This window comes from Butyricicoccus sp. OF27-2pH9A, from assembly GCF_027693185.1.
In the GTDB taxonomy this organism is placed as follows: Bacteria; Bacillota; Clostridia; order Oscillospirales; family Butyricicoccaceae; genus Agathobaculum; species Agathobaculum butyriciproducens.
The window spans coordinates 65609-87801 of the sequence record NZ_JAQEXK010000008.1 but is presented as its reverse complement, the minus strand read 5'-3'; the positions used below and the strand labels follow the sequence as shown (position 1 = coordinate 87801).

The 22193-nt window shown below is 56.3% G+C and carries 23 protein-coding genes; 9 read left to right on the top strand and 14 right to left on the bottom strand.

All coding sequences use genetic code 11. The features are described 5' to 3' along the window. Positions 1–84 precede the first annotated feature (84 nt). Genes PG722_RS07940 through PG722_RS07920 form a run of 5 tightly spaced genes read left to right on the top strand, consistent with a single transcriptional unit; the run spans position 85 to position 3910 of the window. A complete protein-coding gene (locus tag PG722_RS07940; protein WP_270580222.1) occupies positions 85–1251 on the top strand; it encodes a hypothetical protein in 1167 nt (388 codons plus the stop codon). A gap of 46 nt (positions 1252–1297) precedes the next feature. Then, positions 1298–2485, top strand: a complete 1188-nt coding sequence (locus tag PG722_RS07935) for a M20/M25/M40 family metallo-hydrolase (protein ID WP_270580221.1) — start codon at positions 1298–1300, stop codon at positions 2483–2485. Positions 2486–2517: 32 nt separating this feature from the next. Next, complete coding sequence (locus tag PG722_RS07930; protein WP_270580220.1) at positions 2518–3162, top strand: nucleoside recognition domain-containing protein; 645 nt, start codon at positions 2518–2520, stop codon at positions 3160–3162. A gap of 13 nt (positions 3163–3175) precedes the next feature. After that, the gene (locus PG722_RS07925; protein ID WP_118480955.1) at positions 3176–3694 is read left to right on the top strand and encodes a nucleoside recognition domain-containing protein; all 519 of its coding nucleotides are present in this window, start codon (positions 3176–3178) and stop codon (positions 3692–3694) included. A 15-nt stretch (positions 3695–3709) separates the two neighbouring features. Further along, positions 3710–3910: a hypothetical protein gene (locus PG722_RS07920; protein ID WP_270580219.1), complete on the top strand. Its 201-nt coding sequence runs from the start codon at positions 3710–3712 to the stop codon at positions 3908–3910. Positions 3911–4163: 253 nt separating this feature from the next. Here PG722_RS07920 and codB read toward each other — a convergent pair whose 3' ends face one another. The 3 genes from codB to PG722_RS07905 form a co-directional block, all read right to left on the bottom strand. After that, positions 4164–5399, bottom strand: a complete 1236-nt coding sequence (gene codB / locus PG722_RS07915; RefSeq protein ID WP_270580218.1) for a cytosine permease — start codon at positions 5397–5399, stop codon at positions 4164–4166. A 27-nt stretch (positions 5400–5426) separates the two neighbouring features. After that, on the bottom strand, positions 5427–6524 hold the full coding sequence (locus PG722_RS07910; RefSeq protein ID WP_243022690.1) for a hypothetical protein: 1098 nt from the start codon (positions 6522–6524) through the stop codon (positions 5427–5429). Positions 6525–6745: 221 nt separating this feature from the next. Next, entirely contained in the window at positions 6746–7753 is a 1008-nt protein-coding gene (locus PG722_RS07905) for an ATPase P (RefSeq protein WP_270580217.1), read from the bottom strand. Positions 7754–8149: 396 nt separating this feature from the next. Here PG722_RS07905 and PG722_RS07900 point away from each other — a divergent pair, with 396 nt between their 5' ends. The 4 genes from PG722_RS07900 to PG722_RS07885 all read left to right on the top strand — a co-directional run bounded on the left by PG722_RS07900 (position 8150) and on the right by PG722_RS07885 (position 11817). Then, positions 8150–9097: an ABC transporter permease gene (locus tag PG722_RS07900; RefSeq protein WP_270580216.1), complete on the top strand. Its 948-nt coding sequence runs from the start codon at positions 8150–8152 to the stop codon at positions 9095–9097. Beyond that, positions 9091–9870, top strand: coding sequence for an ABC transporter ATP-binding protein (locus PG722_RS07895; protein ID WP_270580215.1), 780 nt, complete (start codon positions 9091–9093; stop codon positions 9868–9870). The genes PG722_RS07900 and PG722_RS07895 overlap by 7 nt, the downstream gene beginning before the upstream one ends. Before the next feature lie 72 nt (positions 9871–9942). After that, a complete protein-coding gene (locus PG722_RS07890; protein ID WP_270580214.1) occupies positions 9943–11130 on the top strand; it encodes an ABC transporter substrate-binding protein in 1188 nt (395 codons plus the stop codon). Between the two features lie 27 nt (positions 11131–11157). Continuing rightward, complete coding sequence (locus PG722_RS07885; protein ID WP_116705304.1) at positions 11158–11817, top strand: DUF1847 domain-containing protein; 660 nt, start codon at positions 11158–11160, stop codon at positions 11815–11817. A 174-nt stretch (positions 11818–11991) separates the two neighbouring features. Here PG722_RS07885 and PG722_RS07880 read toward each other — a convergent pair whose 3' ends face one another. The 11 genes from PG722_RS07880 to yfmF form a co-directional block, all read right to left on the bottom strand. Next, positions 11992–12897, bottom strand: a complete 906-nt coding sequence (locus tag PG722_RS07880) for a DMT family transporter (RefSeq protein WP_270580212.1) — start codon at positions 12895–12897, stop codon at positions 11992–11994. A gap of 181 nt (positions 12898–13078) precedes the next feature. Further along, positions 13079–14353 (bottom strand): GTPase ObgE, encoded by a 1275-nt coding sequence (gene obgE / locus PG722_RS07875; RefSeq protein ID WP_110436007.1) that lies wholly within the window; start codon positions 14351–14353, stop codon positions 13079–13081. 348 nt (positions 14354–14701) lie between these two features. Then, positions 14702–14980, bottom strand: a complete 279-nt coding sequence (gene rpmA, locus PG722_RS07870; protein WP_110436006.1) for a 50S ribosomal protein L27 — start codon at positions 14978–14980, stop codon at positions 14702–14704. Beyond that, complete coding sequence (locus tag PG722_RS07865; RefSeq protein ID WP_110436005.1) at positions 14967–15302, bottom strand: ribosomal-processing cysteine protease Prp; 336 nt, start codon at positions 15300–15302, stop codon at positions 14967–14969. Before PG722_RS07865 ends, rpmA begins: the two co-directional genes overlap by 14 nt. A 4-nt stretch (positions 15303–15306) precedes the next feature. Continuing rightward, complete coding sequence (rplU, locus tag PG722_RS07860; protein WP_117489775.1) at positions 15307–15618, bottom strand: 50S ribosomal protein L21; 312 nt, start codon at positions 15616–15618, stop codon at positions 15307–15309. Positions 15619–15778: 160 nt separating this feature from the next. After that, a complete protein-coding gene (locus PG722_RS07855) occupies positions 15779–16654 on the bottom strand; it encodes a hypothetical protein (RefSeq protein ID WP_270580210.1) in 876 nt (291 codons plus the stop codon). 28 nt (positions 16655–16682) lie between these two features. Beyond that, positions 16683–17360, bottom strand: coding sequence for a ribose-5-phosphate isomerase RpiA (gene rpiA, locus PG722_RS07850; protein ID WP_110436003.1), 678 nt, complete (start codon positions 17358–17360; stop codon positions 16683–16685). A 444-nt stretch (positions 17361–17804) separates the two neighbouring features. Continuing rightward, positions 17805–18659 (bottom strand): bifunctional methylenetetrahydrofolate dehydrogenase/methenyltetrahydrofolate cyclohydrolase FolD, encoded by an 855-nt coding sequence (folD, locus tag PG722_RS07845; RefSeq protein WP_161275024.1) that lies wholly within the window; start codon positions 18657–18659, stop codon positions 17805–17807. 27 nt (positions 18660–18686) lie between these two features. After that, a complete protein-coding gene (gene lgt / locus PG722_RS07840; protein ID WP_270580209.1) occupies positions 18687–19520 on the bottom strand; it encodes a prolipoprotein diacylglyceryl transferase in 834 nt (277 codons plus the stop codon). Positions 19521–19540: 20 nt separating this feature from the next. Continuing rightward, positions 19541–20803 carry an EF-P 5-aminopentanol modification-associated protein YfmH gene (gene yfmH, locus PG722_RS07835; RefSeq protein ID WP_270580207.1) on the bottom strand — a complete coding sequence of 421 codons (1263 nt, stop codon included), beginning with the start codon at positions 20801–20803 and terminating at the stop codon, positions 19541–19543. Further along, positions 20800–22083 carry an EF-P 5-aminopentanol modification-associated protein YfmF gene (gene yfmF, locus PG722_RS07830; RefSeq protein WP_270580206.1) on the bottom strand — a complete coding sequence of 428 codons (1284 nt, stop codon included), beginning with the start codon at positions 22081–22083 and terminating at the stop codon, positions 20800–20802. The genes yfmH and yfmF overlap by 4 nt, the downstream gene beginning before the upstream one ends. Between the last annotated feature and the right edge of the window lie 110 nt (positions 22084–22193).

Here is a 22193-nt window from a genome sequence, read left to right as displayed (position 1 = left end):
GTTATAACGTCACTATAACTTTTATGATTTGGACAGACATAACAAATTTATGATACGGTATAGACACAGAAAGGAATGAGGCTTATGACACCGATCAGCGCACTTGCGATTCTGTTCTGCATCTACGCAGTCAGCGATCTGATTGCGCAGAAGACCAAAGCAATATTCTCCACGGTGCTCAGCATTGCAATCCTGCTGCTTGCAGGCTTCTGGAGCGGCATCCTGCCGCGCACACTGATCGACGATGCGCAGATCACCGGGTTCGGCAACATCATCGCCGGCCTGCTCATCGTGTCGCTCGGCACGACGATCGACTTCGCGGAGCTGCGTCGGCAGTGGAAGGTAGTCGTCACCGCGCTGTGCGGCGTGTGCGGCGCAGTTGCAGCAATCGTACTGATTGGACGACCGTTCATTGGCAGCGAGATGGCGATCGCCGGCGCACCGATCTTCGCAGGCGGCAGCGCGGCAACGCTCATCATGACGAGCACGCTCAAGGAGATGAACCTCACGACGGCGGCGACGTTCTGCATCGTGCTTTACGTGACGCAGAAGTTCATCGGCGTACCGATCGCGTCCCTTCTGCTGCGGCACACCGCAAAGCTCATCCGCGATGACGCGGTGCTCGTGGAGCAGTACAGCACTTTGCAGGAGGAAAACGACGCGATGCATCACGGTCCGCTGCATCTGCCGAAATGCTGCGAGCGTCCTTCGATGTATTTCGCCAAGCTGGCAGTCGTTGCGGTCATCGCGTACTATGCGTCCAAGCTGACCGGCGGTGCGGTTCACTACTTCGTCATGTGCCTTATCATGGGCGCGGTGTTCTTCGCACTGGGCTTTCTCGATAAAAGCATCCTCGGAAAAACGCAGGCCTCTAGCCTGATCACGTTTTTCGTTACCATTCTGATCTTTTCCAATCTGGCGCAGACCACGCCGGAGCAGGTGCTGTCCGTTCTGCCTGCGCTGCTGACCGCAGCGGCCTGCGGCGTTTTGGGAACCATGGCGGCCGCGCTGCTGTGCGCTAAGCTGCTGCACATACCGGTCAGCCTTGCGGCGGCCTACGGCATCAGCTGCACGTTCGGCTTCCCGACCACCATGCTCATTCCGCAGGAGGTCTCCGAGGCGTTCGGACGAAACGAGAAGGAAAAGAAAGCGATTTTGAATTTCCTGCTGCCGAAAATGCTGACGGCAGGCTTCGTCACCGTTACCATCGTGTCCGTACTCATTGCAGGCGCGGCGGTGAAGATGCTGTGAACTGAGCCCCGGCACAACGGGCTTTCAATAGAGGAGGTATACGAAAATGGAGCAAATTTACACGCAGATTCGTCAGTACATCGACGAGAACCGACAGCCGATGCTGAATCTTTGGCGCGATTTGGTGAACACGGAGAGCGGCACGACGCAGGTCGACGGCGTGAACGCGGTTTGCAGCATCCTGCGCCGCGAGATGGAGAACGCCGGCATCCACACCCGTGTCCGTGCCATTCAGAACTCCGGTGACATGCTCATCGGCGAGTGGAACCCCGGCAGCTCTGAAGCGCCGCTTCTGCTCATCGGCCACATGGACACCGTGTTCAAGGAGGGCGCGGCGAAGGAAAATCCGTTCCGCGTAGACGAGAACGGCATGGCGCACGGCCCCGGCGTGCTGGATATGAAGGCCGGTCTGGTCATGGCACTGTACACGGTCAAGGCGCTCGACAGCGTGGACTGGAAGGAACGCCCGATCAAGTTCATCTTCGCAAGCGACGAGGAAAACCTGCATATGCGTTCGGACGCGAAGGAGATCTTCGCAGAAGAGGCGGCAGGCGCGCTCGCGGCGTTCAACTTCGAGACCGGCTACATGGACAACCGCTTCGTGGTCGGCCGCAAGGGCGGCGGCCCGGTCAGCATCAGGATTCACGGCAGAGCATCCCACTCGGGCATTGCACCGGAGAAAGGCCGCTCGGCGGTGCTCGAGGCAGCGCACAAGATCGTTGAGATCGAGTCGCAGAACGACATCATGCGCGGCAGACTGATGAACTGCGGTATGGTGGACGGCGGCATCGGTGAGAACACCATCCCCGACTCGTGCGAGGTGCGCATCGGCATCCGCTTTCCAAACGCGGAGGTGCGCGACGAAATTTTTGAAATCCTGCACCGCGCAACCAATCACAACTCGGTGCCGGATACGACGGCGGAGCTCGATCTGAGCCGCGTCATGCAGTGCATGGATACAACTGACGGCGTTATGGCGCTGTTCCGTCATCTGCAGCGCACCGCACAGGACTGCGGCTTCGGTGAGATCGACTGCTTCCAGGTCGGCGGTCTTTCGGACTCCGGCATCACGGTAGCGTGCGGCGTGCCGACGGTATGCGGCATGGGCGTGCGCGGCGAGGGCAATCACACCCCGAACGAATATGCGGAAGTAGAATCGCTGTTTCAGCGCAGCGTGCTTGCGGCGTGCGCAGCGTATACGCTGAACGACGATTTTGCCAACACTGCCGAATAAACGGCAGATAAGGGATAAGGAGGTATAAACTCATGGCAAACAAAGAGAAACAGGCGGAAAACAAGGAAAAGATCGGTATCGGCGCATGGCTGGCACTGATCGTCCTCATTCTCGTGCTCTCCGGTGCGTTCCGCACGGCGGAAGGACCGATCAAGGTGCTTGACTTTACTAATCTGGCAGGCTCGTTCGGACAGATCGGCGACACAGGCGCGAACCTCATCGGCAAGGGCGGCACCGGCGCGAAGGACGGCTTCATGGCAGGCTTCAATCTGATTCCGGCAGTCATGTTCTTCTGCGGCCTGCTCGGTGTATTCGAGCAGCTCGGCGCATTCAAGGCGTCGGATATCCTGTTTCGTCCCTTGCTCCGCCCGCTGCTCGGCATCCCGGGCAAGTGCGGCATCGCATTCATCTCGAGCTTTACCGGTTCGGACGTTGCGGCCGTCATGACCCGTGAGCTGTACGCGGACGGTGAGATTACGGACGACGAGCGCACGATTTTCGTAGCGTATCAGTACGCAGGCTCGGCGTGCATCAACAACACCATCACCGGCGGCGCACCGCTCGTGGCGATCTGCCCGGTGGCACTCGGTCCGTGCATCGTCATCATGTTCGTCTGCAAGCTGATCGGTGCGAACATCGTCCGTCTGATTCTGCGTGCAAAGCGCGGCAAGGCATAAGGAGGTAACGGAAATGAGCAATCAGGCAACCAATACAGCGGCTGCGGCCGCACCCGCAAAGGCAAAGAAACCTTCAATCGTAGATACCTTCCTCAAGGGCTGCGCAAAGGGCTTCAAGGTCGGCATTGAAAATATCACCCCTGCGATGATTCTCGGCTATGTACTGGTGTACATTCTGAAGGAGACCGGTCTGATGGACATTCTCGGCACGGTCATGTCGCCGGTCATGGGACTGTTCGGTCTGCCGGGCGAGGCTTTCGCGGTTCTGATCTCGGCGTTCTTCGCCAAGGCCTCCGGCTGTGCGACCGCCGCTTCCATGTATGAGGCAGGCGCGCTGACGCTCGGTCAGGCGTCTATGATGCTCCCGGCATGTATCCTGATGGGTACGCTCATCGGACACTATGCGCGTATCGTGCTCGTAACCGACACCAACAAGAAGTGGCATCCGCTGCTCATCGGTGTCTGTCTGCTTGATGCGGCTATCAGCCTTGTCATCATGCGCGTCATTCTGGCGGCAATGGGCGTTCAGTAAAAGGAGGCCGAGCATATGCTTTCCAAGTTATCGCGTCGGCGCGGCCTTCAGCTCGAAGCGCTCGGCAGCGTGCTGATCTGCACGGTCATGCTGGCCGACCGGTTCCTGTTTACGCTTCAGGACGGCTTTGTCCTCACCATAGCCATCATTTCCGCCGTGCTGCTGACGATCGGCATCCGCGTGGTCAAGCGGCACGACGAGAAAAATCAGAACTGATCCTTCGGGCGTTCCTGATACCCCAACCGCCCGAATTCACACCTCTTTTTGAAAAGGCCTGCGCTGTCAGGCCTTTTCTGTTTCTCCTCCCATTTTGCACAGCAGCGATCTGGTCAGCTACACGATTTCAGACCGTCCGGTACTGAGACCATGCTGAACGAGGCATTTGCAAAAATAAAAAATCCCCGATTAAATCGCAAGGTCAGCAAGTTCGGCTGACCTTGGGTTAAACCGAGGATTTTTTTAATTCTGCTTATTTTTTCGCCTTGCTGCCGACCAGATAGCACACAGCGGCAATGATCATGCCGTTGATGGATGCGATACCCCACGGGACCAGATTTGCCACCACAGCGCCCAGCACAACGCCGAAAACCGCAAACCAGTTGACGTTTTCGGTTACTTCAACGTCCTTGTACTTCTCACGGTCCATGAAGAAGCTCATCACCAGAATGATGCCGACCGGCGGCAGTGTGCAGTTGAGGATATTCAGCCAGCCGCAGAAGTTCCAGTACAGCCAGACCGCAAGCACGGTGCCGATAATACCGGAAACCAGCACCATCGGCTTCTTTCTCTGGCCGAAAATATTCGCCAGACCCAGACCCGCCGAGTACAGTGCATTATCGTTCGTGGTCCAGATGTTGAGACCGAGGACCAGAATCGCCAGATAGAACAGACCGAGGTTGATCATAACCTCAAAAATGTCATTGCCGCCGACGTAGACCGACGAAATACCGCCGAAGAAAAACATCAGCGAGTTGCCGATAAAGAACGCGATAACGGTCGTGATCGCACCAACCTTGCCGTTGCGGGCAAAGCGGGAGAAGTTCGGCGTTGCCGTGCCGCCGGAGACAAACGAGCCGATAACCAGACCGGCGCCGCCGACAACGGTCAGCGTACCGCTGGACTTGGCAAACTGATCAATCAGCGTGCCGTTGCCCTGTTTAACTGCCATCACCATGGCAACCGTACCCAGGATTGCAACCAGCGGAACCGCAATATAGCTGATGAGCGTCAGCGATTTGATGCCGAAATACGCCGAGGCCGTCATGCACACACCCGCAATGATAACGAGCACCCATTCTGCCGCTGTGCTGCCGCCGAGCAGCTCATTTGCAACCGGAATGGCAAACATGGCGATACCGACGCCGAACCAGCCGATCTGCGTAAACGAGATCATCGCGCTCGGCAGGTACGAGCCTTTTGCACCGAAGGCTTTGCGTGCCAACAGGTCAAGGCTCATGCCGGTTTCCGCGCCGACGTAACCGAGCAGACCGGTGTACAGGCTCAGGATCAGGCCGCCGATGATCATGGAGATGATAAAGCCGCCGAAATCCAGTCCGTCTGCCAGCTCCTTGCCGACCCACATGCTGGCCGAGAAGAAGGTGAAGCCCAGCATGATCATGAACATGGTTACGATGCCGCGGCGCGCATAATGCGGCACAGCCGCTTCCACAAAGTCGATATCGACCGGTGTGTTGTCATTTTTCATAGATTTTATCCCCTTTTTGTGTATTGGTCAAAGAATGTACTTTTTGAGCGTCGTGGTGAACTCGTCAATGCGCTGACGCGCGATCTCCTCCAGCGTTACGTCCTTCAGGCTCTCGACAAAGCCGCGCTCCTGCTGATACAGCCAGCGCGTCAGCTTTGCATCCAGCTTTTCATAATGGCAGTCCTTCAGCCAGTCCTCATAGGAAATCGGCAGCGCATGACCCAGTTTTTCCTCCAGCAGCGCCTGCTTGTCGATCTTGTCGGCACGCGCGAGAATGCCGTTCCAGAATTCCAGCACCTCTTCAATATGCTCGTGGATTTCATAGCGGCGTGCGCCGCCATCGTAGATCGTGCACTTCTCAAACAGCGGATTCTGCATGGAAAGCGTCTGACGGCGGAACTCCGGCGCCACGATGCCGCCCTTCCAGTAAAAGTCGATGAGCGCACGGTTGATGCCGGAAACGCCCTTGTCGCCTTCCTCGTAGCAGCTGAAAACGCCCTCGTAGTACACGGTGATGAAGCCCTCAAAGTCCGGCCAGTAGGTGCGGATTTCTTTGGTCAGTTTTTCGAGAATCTCAATGCCCTGGGTACCGCCGATGGTAAACAGCAGAATGTTGCGCAGCTTGGCGCCCTGCTTGCGGTAATAGTCGGTGACATAGCGCAGGCACTGCACAAGCGTCTCGCCCGAGGCGATGATATCGCCGATCATCAGCGTGCTGTTGGGCACCATGGTCAGCTTGCAGTACTTGATATCAAGCGACATCTCATCATTCTCGCCAAACACGCGCTCACTGGACATAAAGCTGATGTCATGCACGCGGATATGCTCCTTATAGCAGCTTTCCTCGAGCGGGTAGTTGAGTGCGCCGCGCAGAATGGACAGAATGTTCGCCGAAGTGATCTTTTTCTGCTCCTTGAGGTAGTACATCATCTGCGAGGTAGCTGTTACGAGTGACGCATACACCTCGTAGCCGACAACCTCCGGATGGTTCATCAGCTTGCGGGTCTCGGCTTCCGAGACGATGTAGTATTCATTGACAAAACTGCCGCCCGCCAGACGGTAGCAGTCCACACCCTGATCGCTGAATTCCGGTACGATATGGACATCATTCCAATTTTCGATCATATCAGTTTCCTCCCTAAAAAAAAGGGACCGACTGCCATTTTTACGGGCAGAAGGTCCTTAGTTTTCATCGTTTTCCTATTTGATTCAATGGAACGCCGCATGTTCTTTTTTTACACAGCATATCCGTCCATCCCCTCTTTTTCGACTTCATTTTACTGAATTTATTATACGGGAGAAGCCATGCCGTTGTCAACAGCTTTGCAAGCCTCAGGCCGGATTTCTTACTTATAATCCGCATTCAGAAACAGCGGCTTAATCGTAGAAATCTCGGCGTATTCCTCCTGCGAGACCTGTATATCCGCATTCATGGTCTGCAGATCGGCCTTGACGACCTCGAGCGCCTCCATGACGTTCAGTGCATGTCCTTCCGCAATGGCCTGCTGCATGCGGCGCAGCACGATCGGGTGCGCGTACCGTGCGGGCAGCGGAAATGCCGGAAACCGATCAATATAGTTCTGCATCTGTACCCGCGCCTGCTTATCCCCGCGCAGAACAGCCGCATTGTTGTTGCGTGCCGTCGGCAGCAGGCGCCATCCGCCAAACAGGAAAGCTGCCGCCAGCAGGCACAGCAGCAGGTATCCGCCGGAGAAACCGCGGCACACGAGCGACACCACGCCGTAAATCAGCGCCGCCGCCCCGAGCACCATGATCGCTGCAGCCGCCCACCGATATCCTGCACTCCTGCTCTGGTAGTTGCGCCGCCGTTTAGCTGCACGACTGAGCCGCTTGTACAGCTCAGGTTTGCGCTCGAGGTACGCGATCGCATTCTCCAGCTCCTCAATCTCCCGCTCGGCGCGGATGCTGAGCGGCGGTCGTCGGCGTTCTTCCGCCCTCCGGCGCTCGCACTCGACCTCGAGTTCTGCCTCCTCTTCCTCGCTGACGCACGGAATCTCCGGATGCATCTTGTGCAGCACGCGCAGCAGCTCGTCAATCTGATCCTCGTACTTGAAACAGCACACCTGCTGCAGACCATTATCGTACTCCACAAGCAGACAGGCTCTGCCTGCAAGCACACCTCGGACACCGCCGGTGCCTTCTTCTATAAACTTAAATGCCCGCGTAATGGCGGAAAACGGCACATAATAATGCCGGTCAATAAAATAACTGTTCAAATACAATGCCCGGCGGCCAACACCGCACGGACCGATCCGGCGGCAGTGCTGCTTATCGCGGACAAGCGAAGCGTCATCGAGCATGGTTCTGCTGAGCGGACGCGGTTTAAAAATCATATCCATCACCTGTAAATATTGTAGCACAAAAGCGTGGATTCAGCCACCCGATCCCATAAGAAATCCTGCTGCATCGGTTCTTTATGAAAACCGACAAATTCTCTCTTTCAGACAAACCGTTTTTGGCATACTATCCAAAATCATAGTATTCCTATTGACAATCAGGTTATTCAAGTCTATACTTTCAACTACTTAAACCAGATAGGATTTATATGAATTGAGGGGAGAGCCTGTCATGAGCCGAATGTACTGTATGAATCGCTGCTGTATGTGTATGCACCGCTGCTCGTGTATGCGTTCCCTTGTGACCTGGCGAATGTGCGAATAACGCGCACTAACCATCCTGGCGGAAAGCATACGCTTTCCGCCATTTTTTGTCGAAAGGAGTTCTCTCTTGTGAAGCATTTTGTTAAATCGCTGCCAGTTCTCTCCATTCTGCTGGCGCTCGCCTGCGATATTCTGCTGCCGGATTCCGCGCAGCATCCTGCCGCAGCGCACCCTTATTTTACATGGACGCTGCTCATCGGACTGGCCGTGTATGTGATTGCCCTGCTGATATCGCTCGGCAACACCAAGGTGCGCGATAAGCTGTCGTACAGCGCACTGTTCTATGCAGGAGCGGTTCTGGTGCTGAACATCCTCAACCTGCTGACCGCCAAGTTTGCGATTCTGCCGGTGCTGTACTTTCCCTCGCTCGACCGTGTGTTCGGCGTTCTCGTTGAGGACAGCGCGTTCCTCGCGACCTGCCTTGCATACTCCGCACGCCTGCTGTTCTTCGGCTGGGTCAGCGGTGCAGTCGTTGGCGTGCTGACCGGTATCGCCATCGGCTTCAACAAGACCTTCGCCTACTGGGTACAGCCGCTCGTCCGCGTGCTCGGCCCAATCCCGTCCACCGCGTGGATCCCGCTGGTGCTCATCGCTTTCCCGACTGCGGTTTCCGCCAGTGCCTTCCTAATCGCGCTGGCTGTGTGGTTCCCAACCACCGTGCTCACCAGCAGCGGCATTGCTTCCATCCCCAACCCGTACTTTGAGGTCTCCTCGACGCTTGGCGCGGGCAGCTTCTACCGCATTGCCAAGGTCGGCATTCCGGCGGCTATGCCGCATATGTTCCTCGGCCTGTTCAACGGCACCTGCTCGTCGTTCATCACGCTGGTCACCGCCGAAATGCTCGGCGCCAAGTACGGCATCGGCTGGTACATCAACTGGCAGAAGGAAATGATGGCATATGCCAACGTATATGCCGGACTGATCATCATTGCAGTCACCTTCTTCATTCTCATCACGCTGCTGTTCAAATTCCGCGACCGCGTGCTCGCATGGCAGAAAGGAGTTATCAAATGGTAGGAAGTATTTCGATTTCGGGTGTATCCAAGCATTTTGTCAATCCCACCGGAGAGCGCATTACCGCTCTCGACAATGTTTCGCTCGATATTCCCGCCGGTTCGTTCGTTTCGCTGATCGGACCGTCCGGCTGCGGCAAGTCCACGCTGCTGCGTTTGATCTCCGGTCTGATTCCGATGGACGACGGCAGCCTGACGCTCGACGACGCACCCATCAAGGCCCCCGGTGCAGACCGCGGCTTCATGTTTCAGGAGCACACGCTGTTCCCGTGGCTGTCGATTTATGATAACATCGCGTTCGGTCTGCGTGCCCGCGGCATCTACAAGCAGGAAAAGGACCGCGTAGACGAATTTATCGAGATGGTCGGCCTCAAGGGCTTCGAGCATTCGTATCCGCACCAGCTTTCCGGCGGCATGTGCCAGCGCGCGTCTCTCGCAAGAGCACTCGTTGGCAAGCCCAAGGTGCTCCTGCTCGATGAGCCGCTCGGTGCACTCGATGCCTTCACCCGCATGAACATGCAGGACGAGATCCTGCGCATCTGGAAGGAAACCGGCATGACCGCCATCATGGTAACGCATGATGTGGATGAGGCCGTGTATCTTTCGGATAAGGTGATCGTTATGACACCCCGACCGGGACGCATCACCGGCACGCTGGATATCCGGCTTGCCCGCCCGAGAGCACGCAGCTCGGAGGATTTTCTTCACTACCGTGCGGAGATCCTTCGTCAGCTCCATTACGGCGGCACAATCAAAGAACCTAACTATTATATCTGATCTTGCATTAAAGAACGCACGTTCATTATTAGTATTTTCATTTCACATTACCCCTTGAAAGGACGGAAAACCATGAAAAAGAACGGTATTTTATTTCGAGTGTTCAGCGGACTTCTCGCAGCTGCACTGACACTCTCGCTTACCGCCTGCGGCGGCTCAAGCAGCAATTCGGACGCTTCCGCGGCAGCAGATTCCGCCGATTCCGGCGCAACCCACCTGCGTCTGATCTACTCTCCTTCTCTCTGTGCCGCACCGATGTACATCGCGATCGAGAACGGCTACTTCGAGGACGAAGGTCTGGACATTGAGCAGGTAACGGTTGACGCGGCACACGTTTCCGAGGCCATCGGCGCGGATCAGGTCGATGTCGGCATGGGTCTGATCGGCAAGCTGCTCCAGCCGCTGGAAAACGGCCTGCCCATCAAGTTCACCACCGGCATCCACACCGGCTGCATCAAGCTGCTCGTCCCCGGTGACAGCGACATCAAGAGCGTTGCCGACCTCAAGGGCAAGAAGATCGGCGTGCCGGGTCTGGCTGACGCGGCAACCGTTGTCTCCAAGCGCTCGCTGAGCGCGGCAGGTATCGGCGTGACCGACCAGAACATGGAGGTTGAATTCTCGGTTTACTCCCGCAACGATCTGGCACAGGCACTGCAGAACGGTGCCGTTGACGCGATCGCACTCGGTGATCCGGCGGCGTCCATCGCGGCAGAGCAGTACGGCCTGACCGCCCTCATCGACACCGCAACCGATCCCGAGTACAAGGACGAGTACTGCTGCGCAGCATTCGTCACCAGCAAGCTGGCTGAGGAGAACCCGAAGGCTGCAGCAGCCTTCACCCGTGCCGTACAGAAGGCATCTCAGTGGGTACAGGAAAACCCGGACGAGACCGCAAAGATCATCACCGAAAAGGAGTATGTCTCTGGTGATGTGGACTTCTGCGCACAGATTCTCAAGACCTACAACTACAAGCCTTCGGTTCAGGGCGGCTATGACGCACTTAAGCAGAACGCCGAGGAGCTGACCCAGATTGGCGTGCTCAAGGAAGGCACCGATGCGACCAAGTTCGCAGACAACGCCTATATCTTCTTCGATGATGTTCCGGATGCACCGGAGAGCGACGCTTCCACCGATACCGCCACTAAATCTACAAAGGCCTCCTCTGCCAGCTTCCAGCCGGCAGCAGCAGCCGAGGCTGAGGACGACTGCTGCAGCGGCAAAATCACCAAGCCTGCACAGGACACAAACACAAAGGCATAACATCGTTTTTACAGGGAGGAAAGGATTATGTCGGAACTGAAATGCACACACAGCTGCTCGGACTGCAGCAGACTCGGCTGCCGTTCGGCCAGCGAGGAACAATACCCGCCGTTCTGCCTGACGACGAACGTAGATAAGGCACTGCTCGAGGAAACACTTGAAATCTACCGCAACGACCCGGAACAGGGTCTGATTGCCCGCACCTCCGCGTGCATTGAAGGCGAGTTTTACGGCCGCCTGACCCGTGTCGAGGAAACCATCGAGTTCATCAAGCGCATGGGTTATAAAAAGATCGGCATCGCGTCCTGCGTCGGTCTGATGCGAGAGACTTCCATCTTCGCCCGTATTCTCAAGGCAAAAGGTATCGAATATTTCACGGTCGGCTGCAAGGTCGGTGCACAGGACAAGACCGAGATCGGCGTACCGAACGAGAAAAAGCTCAACGGCGGCTGCGGACACGAGTCCATGTGCAACCCGATCATGCAGGCCAAGACGCTTGCCGCGCACGGCTGCGATTTCAACATCGTGATCGGTCTGTGCGTCGGACATGATACCCTGTTTCTGCGCCACAGCAAGGTTCCGACAACGGTTATGATCGTCAAGGACCGGGTACTGCAGCACAATCCGGTGGCGGCACTGTACGGCGCACAGTCCATGTATTCGCGGTTTAAGGATTTGGGATTGTAAATTCGGCAAACCGGCTGAAATCTGTCACGATTCGGACTGCATCCCTGCGTTTTTACCCTTTGGACTTCACCGTCATCTCTCTTTCGCCGTTTTGAATGAAAAAACCTCCTGCCTTCTTCTGAAGACAGGAGGATTTTTCAGCTTAACCATAACATCGGGCAAAGCCAAGGCGTCTCATCTGGTTTTCTCTTTGCCGAGCGTTGAATACAGCACACCGAACACGATAAGCACCGCACCGGCAATAAAGCCGACCGTCATGTGCTCGTTCAGCAGCAGGACACCGAGCACCATCGAGGTGAGCGGCTGAATCGGGTAAAACAGAGAACAGGTGCTCGCCTCTGCACGGGAGAGACAGTAATTCCACAGCGAATGCGGAATGGTCGTGCAGAAAATCGCCACATAAAACAGCACAAGGATGTACTTCGCGTGCAGAAAGTCCATCTCCGGGTGGGTGATGATCTCGCGGAGCATCAGCGGCAGCGTGCCGATAGCGGCAACGTAAATACCGTAAGTCGTGACGGTCAGCGCATCATACTTCTGCGAGAATGAGCGCATGAACACGCTCAACGCACTCCACGTCAGCACCGAACCGAGCGAAAGCGCTATGCCGAGGATATGACCGCCGCCGGCGTCTCCGCCGACAATGCAGACCGCACCGGCAACCGCGCTGACAATGCAGACGACCTTCTTCATCGTCATGCGCTCATGCAGCAGCAGCACCGCAAAGAAGCAGATGGCGATCGGGTTCATGCAGTTGATGAGCGATGCCAGCGATGCGCCCGCCAGCTTGGTGCCGTACTGCTGCAGACCGATGGACAGCACATAGCCGCCCAGGCCAAACATGATAATGTATTTCCAGTCACCGCCCTTGATCCTGCGCGGCTTTCCGTTCGGGTCGGGTTTGCGCAGGCGCTGCAGGATGGTCATGGCAATGGCTGCGATGATGTAGCGCAGGCACAGCAGCGTGAACGGCTGAATCACATCGAGCAGTACCTTGCTCGCCGTGTACAGGCTGCCCCAGAAAATCGTGGTCAGCGCAAGCAACAGGCAGGTTGTTTTATCGTTCTTTTGTTGTTGCACAGTTTGTCAACTCCCCTTTTGTGCATTATGCTTTTATTATAGCACTACTTTGGCAGATTGAACATAGGACGATATGGTTTTTTAGTGATATTGCATTATACTACTCCCGCACGTTCTCTTCACTCTGAATCAACCGCACGATATGAAAAAAAGAGGACCCAAAGGTCCTCTTTCACCCAGTTTAGTAAACGTACTCGAACTCGAACTCTCCGATCACGACCGGAGCGCCCTCCTCGATGCCCATTTCCTCCAGCTTGGCGTAAATGCCTGCAGACTGGAGCATACGATCCATATACTGGCGGGATTCATAGTCGTCGATGTTGACCGAGCCCATAATCTTGTCCACCCATGCACCGGTGACAACGTAAGCGTCGCCGTCGCGCTCGATGGTCCAGTCGTTCTCGGTTGCGGCCTTCTCCTCGACCTCGACGAACTCCGGCTCGTAGATGAATACCGGCGGGAGCTGCTGCAGCTCATGCCACGTCAGGTTCATCAGCTCCTTGACGCCCTGATTGGTCGCCGCGGACAACTCCGCAAACAGGAAACCGCGCTCCTCTGCGTACTTGCGGATCTTCTCGACCGGCTCGCGGTCATCGCCCAACAGATCGGTCTTGTTGGCAACAATGATCTGCGGGCGTGCTGCCAGAAACTCGCTGTAGCCGGCAAGCTCTGCGTTGATCTTCTCAATGTCGTCGATCGGGTCGCGGCCCTCGCTGCCTGCCGCGTCAACCAGATGCAGCAGCAGACGACAGCGGTCAATGTGCCGCAGGAAGTCGTGGCCCAGACCGGCACCCTCACTTGCGCCCTCGATAATACCCGGAATATCGGCCATGACGAAGTTCTGCTCCTCACCGACCGAAACCACGCCGAGGTTCGGCACCAGAGTCGTGAAGTGGTAGTTTGCAATCTTCGGACGCGCCGCAGAAACCATGCTCAGCAGCGTGGACTTGCCGACATTCGGGAAGCCGACCAGACCGACATCGGCCAGCAGCTTCAGCTCAAGGATAATATCGCGCTCGACACCCGGCAGACCCGGCTTGGCAAAACGCGGTGCCTGACGCGTCGGCGTTGCAAAATGCGTGTTGCCCCAGCCGCCGTTGCCGCCCTTGGCTGCTACAAACGGCTCGCTGTCGGACATATCCTTCATGACCTGACCGGTTTTCTGGTCACGGATGATCGTGCCGCGCGGTACGCGAATGATCAGATCCGCACCGTCCTTGCCCTTGCAGCGCTTGCCGCCGCCCGGCTCACCGGGAGCCGCAACATACTTTTTCTTGTAACGGAAATCGAGCAGCGTGGACAGATTGTCATCTACCTTGAAGATGACCGAGCCGCCGCGGCCGCCGTCGCCGCCGTCCGGACCGCCGGCCGCCACATACTTTTCGCGGTGGAAACCAACCTTGCCGTCACCGCCCTTGCCGGATACAATCTTGATTTTTGCAATATCAATAAACATGGTAGTCCTCCTTTCTTCTCAAAGGTGTAATATCTATCTAAAATCAACAAAATCCCAGACAACGTCTGGGACAATAAAATACCAGTTTGCTTGCAAACTGCAACCACATGACAGGATTTCATTCAGAAATCCGAGTCATCGGCCCGCCCGCAGGCGAATTGCGCCTCCGGCGCAATCATTTAATCGCGGCACTCCGTGCCGCAACAAAACGTCCAGCTTTGCCGGATGTTTTGTTACCCCGACCCAGCGATCTTGGATCGCTTCGTTCGGGTATCAAATTTCGGTTTCGCAAGGAACCGAAATTTGAATATAGGGGGCTTTTGAAGCCCCCTATACGCAACGCTATAATTACTGCGGGTAAACGGAAACCTGCTTGCGGTCCTTACCCAGACGCTCGAAGCGAACAACGCCCTCAACCTTTGCGAACAGGGTGTCGTCCTTACCGCGGCCAACATTCACACCCGGGTGGATCTTGGTGCCGCGCTGGCGAACCAGGATGTTGCCTGCCGGTACGGTCTGACCGTCTGCACGCTTTACACCCAGTCGCTTGGACTCGGAATCACGACCGTTCTTGGTCGAACCAACGCCCTTTTTATGAGCGAAAAACTGTAAGCTAATCTTCAGCATCTGCTTGCACCTCCATTACGTTCAAGAAATCAGAATAGTTTTGTTCCAGCTCGGAAAAATGCAGCTTCAGAGCACAAAGTGCATCCTGTCCGCGTTCCACATCGCCTTTCGGCAGCGTAAAGCGGATATGCGCTCCGTCATCCTCGATGAGAGTATCGACCGGAATATGCTGTACATCATACAGCAGCGCATGCGTCAGCATAACCGCACTGGAGATCGCTGCGCAAACGATGTCTTCCCCTTCCTCCGCATAGCCTGCGTGGCCGAGAATGTCCACCGCGAGGATTTTATCCTCCTGCAGCGAAAAAGTGACTTTGGTCACGGTCTTACGCCTTGATGGACGCGATGGTCACCTTGGTGTACGGCTGACGATGACCCTGACGACGGCGATAACCCTTCTTCGGCTTCATCTTGAAGATGTTGATCTTCTTGCCCTTGCCGGTCTTCTCAACCGTGCCGGTTACAACCGCGCCGGAAACGTACGGAGCGCCTACGGTGATGGAATCACCCTCGCCTACTACCAGAACCTCGTCAAAGGATACGGTAGCACCGTCCTCTACGCCGAGCTTCTCAACGTAGATTACGTCGCCCTCGGATACCTTGTACTGCTTGCCGCCAGTTTTCAGAATGGCATACATGTGTTTTCCCTCTCTTTCGTTGTAGAGTCACGCTTGGCACGGCGGTGCATCGTTTGATACACACTTACAAAAGCCTATGCACAATGCGGCTTTTAATAGCATAGCACAAGAGGCACGAACTGTCAAGTCCATGCCTCTGATTTTTTAATTTTTCCGCAGATTATGCGTTTGCATCCGCAGATGCGGAGGAAGCGCTGCTGTCAGACGAATTGTCGGACGCACTGCTGTCGCTCGAACTGCTGCCGGAAGCCGTGGTATTGCTGCTGTTATTGAAGAACGAAGCAACAAAGTCATAGAAGCCGGACGGAATCGTGCTCGTCGAGCCGGTTGCGCTGCGGTCCGTGCTGACAAAGCCGGTGTCGCCCTCTGCAAGACCGATCACGCGGTCGGTGAACAGCACATAGTACTGGCAGATCGGTGCATCGCCGGTGGAGGCAGCATAGCCGGAAGCGTCATCGCGGTACTCGCCCAGCTTGTCCTGCAGATAGCCCTTCGGAACGCTGATGTAGCGAAGCTGCGAGCCAGTGCTCTGTACTACATAAACGCCGTCGTTCAGCATCGGGATCAGGTCCACGATGCTGTTGGTCTCTGCGGTCTTAGCCGCAGGAAGCGTTGCGGTGATGCTGCTCTGCAGGGTCTGATTCTCCTGCGTCAGCGCACCAATCTGTGCGGACAGATTGTCCTTATCCTTATTCAGTGTTTCGATCTGCGAGTTCAGGTCCGCAATTTTACTGCCGCGGGACTTAAACAGTCCGCCGAAGATGATCGTCAGCAAAAGCAGTACCAGCACGGCAATGCAGAGCACCATGCGGTAGTTCAGCTTGACCGATGCTCTGCGCATCGGCTTGCCTTTGCCCATACGCATGCCGGAACGCACCGGACGTGCCGACTGACGTCTGCCTGTGCGTGCGGGACGCTCACTGCGGTCAAGGCTGCTCGAGCGCTCACTGCGGTCCGAGGCACTTTCGAACCGGCTGAAGTCCGGCTCAAAGCGGTCGAATCTGTCGAAGCGGTCGTTCTGATCGTTCTGATCCATCATTAATTCTCCTGCCTTTCAGCTGCGCTTACTTGGACGGATTTTCGATGACCTGAACCTCACCGTTGGAGTGGCCGACGATCATGCGCTTGCACATGTTGAGGAACAGACCATGCTCCAGCACGCCGAGCATGCCGGTCAGCTTGGAGTAAACGTCCTGAATGTCAAAGCCTGCGCCGAGGTGCAGATCCGCGATAAAGTTGCCGTTATCGGTAACGAAGGTCTTGCCGTCGCGTACACGCAGAACCGGATTCCAGCCGTAAGCTGCCATGCGCTCCATCGCCTGCTTGGAGCCGTACTGTGCGATCTCAACCGGCAGATGGAAAGCGCCGATCTTGTCTACCAGCTTGGACTCGTCCATGATCCAGATAACTTCCTTCGCCATGGATGCAACGACCTTCTCGCGGTACAGCGCACCGCCGCCGCCCTTGATGGCGTTGAACTGCGGGTCGATCTCATCTACGCCGTCGATTGCCAGATCAACATGATCCAGCTCGTCGATGGTCAGCAGCGGAATGCCCAGCTCGCGCGCCTGCGCCTCGGTAGCCTTGGAGGTCGGGATCGCCTGAATCTTCAGGCCGTTCTTTACCATCTCGCCTACTGCATTTACCATGTGGTACGCAGTGGAACCGGTGCCCAGACCAACAACCATGCCGTCCTTTACATACTCTGCCGCCTTATCGCCGGCAAGCTTCTTCATATCCATTATATTCGTCCTCCCCTGACGTGATAAACCGTATGTTGCGGTTAACTCATTAGCTTTATTATAGAATGAATCCGGACAAAGGTCAATCTTTTCTAATTTACAAAATAAAAACAATCCCGCCGAAATCTGGTGGGATTGCAAAAGCAGTCGATTTCTGTTATACTTGTCGTTAAGAAAGGTGCTGCCGCGCCTGCGGTAGGCGGTTAAGTCTTGCCCCTGTAAAGGGGGTGGTTTTATGGAATATCTCGTAATTCTTGTAGTGATACTTGTACTTATTGAGCGTATTTTAGGACCAAAGAAGAAATAACCGCCTCTCACTCCCAATGATTGCGGTTATTTCTTCCGTTTTCTTTAGGGGCTGACCGTCTACCGGCAGCACCTTTCGTTATCTTCAGTATACCCGTCCGTATCCGGATTGTCAACCCGGATACGGACGTTTTTTATTTACCGGATGCCGTTCTGCAGCTTTGCCGCCTTGAGCGTATTCTTCATCAGCATGGTAATGGTCATCGGGCCGGCGCCGCCCGGGACCGGTGTCATATAAGAGGCCTTCTCCATCACCTCGGGAGCAACATCGCCGCATACCTTGCCCTCGGCGTTGCGGTTGATGCCAACGTCAATCACCACTGCGCCCTCCTTGACCATATCCGGCGTAATAAAGCCTGCCTTGCCGACAGCGGCTACCAGAATATCCGCACGGCGGCACACCTCTGCAAGATCCTGCGTGCGGCTGTGGCAAATGGTAACCGTACCGTGACGGTGCAGCAGCAGCATGCTCATCGGCTTGCCGACGATATTCGAGCGGCCGACCACGACGCACTCCTTGCCCTTCGGGTCGATCTTGTACTCGTCGAGCAGCTCCATGACACCCGCGGGCGTGCACGGCACGAAATCAAAATTGCCAACCATGATCTTGCCGACATTAACCGGATGGAACGCGTCCACGTCCTTCTTCGGGTCGATGGCGTCGATGACCGCCTGCTCGGAAATATGCTTCGGCACCGGCATCTGGCACAGGATGCCCGAAATTGCCGGGCTCTCGTTCAGCTGTGCGATCAGACCAAGCAGCTCCTCCTGTGTGGTCTCCTCGGGAAGCGCGTACTTCTCGCTGTAAAAGCCGCACTGCTCGCAGGCGCGCTCCTTATTGCGGACATAAATCTCGCTCGCCGGATCGTTGCCGACGATAATAACCGCCAGACCCGGCGTTACACCCTGCTTTTTCAGTTCTTCGGTCTCTGCCAGAATGCTGCCGCGCACCTTCGCGGACAGTGCCTTGCCGTCCATTCTTACTGCACTCATATTGTCGTTCTCCTTTATCGTGAAATATTATTCGCCTTTTTTCTCGTCCGCCTTGTCCTGCTCCGGCGCGTAGAACGCCTTTTCAACCTTGATGCGGTTATACTGCCGTACCAGCACAACAATCGCTGCAATGCAGCTTATGCCGGCCAGCAGCTGCGATACGCGCACCGGGCCGAGATACAGGCTGTCCGTCCGCAGGCCCTCGATCCACGCACGTCCCAAACCGTACCACGCTACATACAGCAGCGCCATTTCGCCCCCAAACTTGCGCTTCTTCGAGTAGAAATGCAGTGCAATAAAGCCCACCAGATTCCACAGCGACTCATACAGGAAGGTCGGATGCACCGGAGAGGCGCCGTCAATGCTCATGCCCCACGGCAGAGAGGTTGCACCTCCATGTGCCTCACCGTTGACAAAGTTGCCCCATCTTCCGATGCACTGACCGATCAGCAGACCGAACGCCGCCAGATCGCACAGGCTGGCAAACGACAGTTTCTTCATTCTGCTGTACACCGCCAGTGCGATCACAACACCGATGACCGCACCGTAAATTGCGATGCCGCCCTTCCAGATGGCGATGATCTCATCCGGATGCTGGCTGTAATAGCCCCATTCAAACGCCACATAGTAAATGCGGGCGCTGATGATGCCGACCGGCACACAGATGATCAGGCAGTCCATCAGATTGTCCGACATAACGCCGAACTCCTGCGTCCGCCGATTGACATACAGCGCCGCCAGCACGAAGCCCAGACAGATAATAATGCCATACCAGTAAATATCCTTGCCGAACAGATTGACAGCGACACGGTTGATGTCAAGGTTCAGGCCGAGCGCCGGAAATGAAATTGTGTGTTCCATGATCTTTCTTCTTTCTATCGTTACTTCGGCTCTACCACCGACATGGTCGAGCGGTTCGGCTGTGCCCAGCGGCGGAACATTTCCTGCACATCCTCCGCATGAATGGTGTCAAACAGCCCGGCAAAATCCAGATAATGCTCGCCTGCAAAAGCAGAAGCGATCTCCTGCCGTGCATACAGATCGGGCACATCCAGCATACGCAAACGCATGCCGTACAGCGCGTTCTTCATGCGGCGGAACAGCTTCGGCTCGATGCCCTCCTGCGCCAGCCGTGCAGTCTCCCGCTCGAGCGCTTCGCGCACGGCCGCAGGATCTCGGCTCTCGCCGCCGAGGATCGCGCATGCGCCATCCGGAATGAGCGAATAATCCACATCAAAATCGCGTCCGAGCAGCCGCTTCTCGTACAGCTTTGCATATAACGGAGAGGTATCGCCGCACAGAATACGCACCGCCAGATCACCGATCAGACTGCGGCGCAGGCGGCTTTCGCCTGCCGGAACCGGCTCGTCCTTAAAGCCGACCATGCACTGCGGCAGCGACACCTGCATTTTGCGCGTCACAACCGGCTGATGGACTTCCGCGCGGCGCTCGCCGTAATGACGCTGACCGATCTCCGGTGCGTCCTTCGGTGAAATCTCCTCTGCCATGCGGCATACCTGCTCAAAGTCCGCTGTGCCGCACACCACGAGTGCCATGTTCTTCGGACTGTAAAACGCACGGTGACAGGTGTACAGCAGCTCCGGTGTAATATGCGAAATGCTCTCCTCGCTGCCCGGAATGGACACACGCACCGGATGATTACGATACAGCCCCTCATACGCGCCGACGAACACCTCCCAATTGGGTGTGTCCTCTACCATGCGGATCTCCTGATTGATAATGCCGCGTTCCTTCTCCACGTTTTCATCCGTGAAGTACGGCGTGAACACGAATTTAAGCAGAATCTCCAGATTCTCCTCAAACCGGTCGGTGCAGGAAAAGTGATACGCCGTCATGGTGTGGCTCGTGAAGGCGTTCGGGCTTGCACCGGTGCGGGCGAATTTCTGCAGTGCGTTGCCGTCCTCATCCTCGAACATTTTGTGCTCAAGGAAGTGCGCAACGCCCGCCGGTGTGTCATACCGCTTGCCCTCAAAGGTGAACGATGCGTCCACCGAACCGAAATCGGTCGCCAGAATGGCGAAGGTCTTGCTGAAGCCCTCCTTGGGCAGATAGCAAATGCGCAGACCGTTTGCCAGCGTGCGGGTCTGCATACTCTCGTGCAGAGCGGAATCATTCTTTGTCATTTTGCCGCTCCCTTCATAAAGAATACCGTGTCAAGCGCTGTGCTCTGTGCCGCGGCAATGACCTGCTCGCGCGTGATATTGGCCACCTGCTCGATGCGCACCTCGGGCGATACGAGCGTGCCTGCGGCCGCCTGTCCCATCCAGTAGCGCTCGAGTGTAAGCGGGTCGTCGAGCATAGTGCGCCAGCCGTTGACCAGCGTTTTGCGTGCGCTTTCGAGTTCTGCATCCGTAATTTCGCCTGCACGGCACAAATCCAGCTGGTGCAGGATTTCATCGCGTGCGACCTCGAAATTTCTGTTCTCAATGCCGGAGCCCACGATCATCAGTCCCTTAGATGCCACAAACTGTGCGCTTGCATAGTAGCACAGCGATTTTTTCTCTCGCACGTTGAGGAACAGCTTCGCGCTCGTCGAGCCGCCGTAGATGGTCTGGAACATCCAGTACGCCGCCGGTTCTCCGCCGGTCAGTGATGCACCGCCGGTACGGAAGCCGAGCGACAGCTTGCCCTGGGTTACCTCGGCATCCTCAACGACCTCACGAACATCACCGGCAGGCCGCGCCTGCACGACCGTGTGCGGCTGATACAGCGTGCCCTCGCGCGGCTGGGCCAGCGGCGTTGCCATGAAGTGCGCTTCCACCTCGTCCGGCATCATCGTACCGCAGTAGAACAGCTCCACCTGCGCCTCACTCAGCGCACGGCGATAGGCCGCGTACAACGTTTCCGGCGTAATGCGCTCCGCCTGCTCGATCGTACCGAGCGCGGACTTTCCGTAGTCCTCGTTTTCGCACATGAGCTCGTTCAGTCGGCGCGGCGCCCACGAACGCGGATCGTTTTTGAGTGCGGCAATGCGGTCGATCAGATTGCCGCGTTCCCCCTCTGCATAGGCGGCGCAGAACAGGCCATCCTGCAGATACGGATCGTATAGCAGATCGCACAGCAGACCGATCACACCGGCGGTCAGGCCGTCGGCTCCCGGTGCATAAGCCTCATCAATACAGTCGGACAGAAAGCCGATGCACAGGTTTTCGCCTTCCTTGCGCACTGCGGCTTCGATACGGGCGCCGTACAGCTCATCGAGTGCGGTGCCGAACGCCTGCATATCGTTCAGCCTGGCCGTGCCGCGGCGCAAAACCTGCGGCAGACACGCGCGCAGCGCGGCATCCTCGCCGCCGAGCGGCAGCACCAGCATCGCACGCAGCACTGCCCGCTTAAACTTCGGTGTGGTCACGCAGGTGAGATTGATTCCCGCACCCAGCGTTTTTCGGGTCACTTGTTGCATAATTTCCCTCGATTCCGGAAAAGTTTGTCTAACGGGTTATATTATACCGTATATGTGGGAGTAACGCAAACGTAGTTTATGTGAAGTTGCGGTGGTTTAACCGCAACGCA

Coding starts and splice junctions, on each gene's coding strand:
- PG722_RS07940 (WP_270580222.1), top strand. CDS start 85: ATGACACCGATCAGCGCACTTGCGATTCTGTTCTGCATCTACGCAGTC.
- PG722_RS07935 (WP_270580221.1), top strand. CDS start 1,298: ATGGAGCAAATTTACACGCAGATTCGTCAGTACATCGACGAGAACCGA.
- PG722_RS07930 (WP_270580220.1), top strand. CDS start 2,518: ATGGCAAACAAAGAGAAACAGGCGGAAAACAAGGAAAAGATCGGTATC.
- PG722_RS07925 (WP_118480955.1), top strand. CDS start 3,176: ATGAGCAATCAGGCAACCAATACAGCGGCTGCGGCCGCACCCGCAAAG.
- PG722_RS07920 (WP_270580219.1), top strand. CDS start 3,710: ATGCTTTCCAAGTTATCGCGTCGGCGCGGCCTTCAGCTCGAAGCGCTC.
- codB (WP_270580218.1), bottom strand. CDS start 5,399: ATGAAAAATGACAACACACCGGTCGATATCGACTTTGTGGAAGCGGCT.
- PG722_RS07910 (WP_243022690.1), bottom strand. CDS start 6,524: ATGATCGAAAATTGGAATGATGTCCATATCGTACCGGAATTCAGCGAT.
- PG722_RS07905 (WP_270580217.1), bottom strand. CDS start 7,753: ATGATTTTTAAACCGCGTCCGCTCAGCAGAACCATGCTCGATGACGCT.
- PG722_RS07895 (WP_270580215.1), top strand. CDS start 9,091: ATGGTAGGAAGTATTTCGATTTCGGGTGTATCCAAGCATTTTGTCAAT.
- PG722_RS07890 (WP_270580214.1), top strand. CDS start 9,943: ATGAAAAAGAACGGTATTTTATTTCGAGTGTTCAGCGGACTTCTCGCA.
- PG722_RS07885 (WP_116705304.1), top strand. CDS start 11,158: ATGTCGGAACTGAAATGCACACACAGCTGCTCGGACTGCAGCAGACTC.
- obgE (WP_110436007.1), bottom strand. CDS start 14,353: ATGTTTATTGATATTGCAAAAATCAAGATTGTATCCGGCAAGGGCGGT.
- rpmA (WP_110436006.1), bottom strand. CDS start 14,980: ATGCTGAAGATTAGCTTACAGTTTTTCGCTCATAAAAAGGGCGTTGGT.
- rplU (WP_117489775.1), bottom strand. CDS start 15,618: ATGTATGCCATTCTGAAAACTGGCGGCAAGCAGTACAAGGTATCCGAG.
- PG722_RS07855 (WP_270580210.1), bottom strand. CDS start 16,654: ATGGATCAGAACGATCAGAACGACCGCTTCGACAGATTCGACCGCTTT.
- rpiA (WP_110436003.1), bottom strand. CDS start 17,360: ATGGATATGAAGAAGCTTGCCGGCGATAAGGCGGCAGAGTATGTAAAG.
- folD (WP_161275024.1), bottom strand. CDS start 18,659: ATGAGTGCAGTAAGAATGGACGGCAAGGCACTGTCCGCGAAGGTGCGC.
- lgt (WP_270580209.1), bottom strand. CDS start 19,520: ATGGAACACACAATTTCATTTCCGGCGCTCGGCCTGAACCTTGACATC.
- yfmH (WP_270580207.1), bottom strand. CDS start 20,803: ATGACAAAGAATGATTCCGCTCTGCACGAGAGTATGCAGACCCGCACG.
- yfmF (WP_270580206.1), bottom strand. CDS start 22,083: ATGCAACAAGTGACCCGAAAAACGCTGGGTGCGGGAATCAATCTCACC.